This window comes from Chromohalobacter sp. 48-RD10, assembly GCF_029889785.1.
GTDB lineage: Bacteria > Pseudomonadota > Gammaproteobacteria > Pseudomonadales > Halomonadaceae > Chromohalobacter.
Window position 1 is genome coordinate 1 of record NZ_JARANX010000198.1, and the last position, 722, is coordinate 722.

The 722-nt window shown below is 61.2% G+C and carries 1 protein-coding gene; it reads left to right on the top strand.

Translation table 11 applies throughout. The features are described 5' to 3' along the window. The coding region (locus tag OP496_RS18230; protein ID WP_280565408.1) for an SDR family oxidoreductase at positions 1–722 on the top strand (722 nt) is incomplete at both ends.

Consider the following 722-nt stretch of genomic DNA (forward strand, 5'->3'; position numbering starts at 1 on the left):
TGAACTCTCTCAATCGTGTAATCCTCTTCGGGGCGACCTCCGCCATTGCCGAGCAGACCGCCCGGCAGTTGGTTGCCCAGGGCGCCTCCCTCTACTGTGTGGGGCGCAACCGCGACAAGCTGATGGCTCTTATTGATGATCTCAAGGTAAGGGCCAGCGCCCAACAGCAGGTCGATGGGGCTGTGGCCGATCTGACCGACAGCGATCAACATGCTGTGCTTATCAACGCTGGCGAGCGAGCACTGGGGGGCATCGATGGCGTGCTGATCGCCCACGGCACTTTGCCGGACCAGCAAGCCTGCCAGGCGGATGTCGCCAAGACCCGCCAGGAGATCGAGACCAACGCGCTGAGCGTGATCAACCTGCTGACCTTGCTTGCCATCCGCTTCGAGCAGCAGCAGCACGGCGTGATCGCCGTGATCAGCTCGGTAGCCGGCGATCGGGGGCGGCAGAGCAACTATGTCTATGGCGCCGCCAAGGGCATGGTCACGTTGTTTCTTCAGGGCCTACGCAACCGGCTGGCCAAGAGCAATGTCGACGTGGTGACCATCAAGCCTGGTTTCGTCGATACCCCTATGACCGCCGAGCTCGATAAAGGCGGGCCGCTGTGGGCCAAGCCTGAGCAGATCGCCAAGGGCATTATCAAGGCCATGCAGAAGGGCACGGGCGAGGTGTACCTACCATGGTTCTGGTGGGGCATCATGCTGATCATCAAGCATATC